Annotated in this window: 1 pseudogene; it reads left to right on the forward strand. The window is 43.9% G+C overall.

Annotated features, from left to right (window positions below):
- Positions 1-226, forward strand: a pseudogene (locus PG862_RS11430) (RNA-guided endonuclease InsQ/TnpB family protein); the annotation flags it as partial.
- Between the last annotated feature and the right edge of the window lie 88 nt (positions 227-314).

The following is a 314-nucleotide window of genomic DNA, read 5'->3' on the forward strand; positions in this document are numbered from 1 at the left end:
CTATACCAGCCAGTGCAGCCCGTTTTCACCAGAAGTATCAAAAAGATATGCAGAGGCATCAAACCGAAAAGAGCGGGGCATGTATATAACGGATGGAGTAAGACATAATGCGGATGCAGTAGGAGCATTTAATATCCTGCGAAAATATCTTTCCGTATCCGGAAAACAGAAAGAACTGTCCGTAACCGGACTAAAGAATCCAGAAATAATAAAAGTAGCTGTATAGCCGAAAGGCAAGCAGTAGTGGTGTCATGGACGCACCCTGAAAAAAGGCGGTATCCCGCCAGATTTCAGATGCTCTGGTAACTTAGTTA

The sequence above is a fragment of the Clostridium fessum genome (assembly GCF_027698965.1).
In the GTDB taxonomy this organism is placed as follows: Bacteria; Bacillota; Clostridia; order Lachnospirales; family Lachnospiraceae; genus Otoolea; species Otoolea fessa.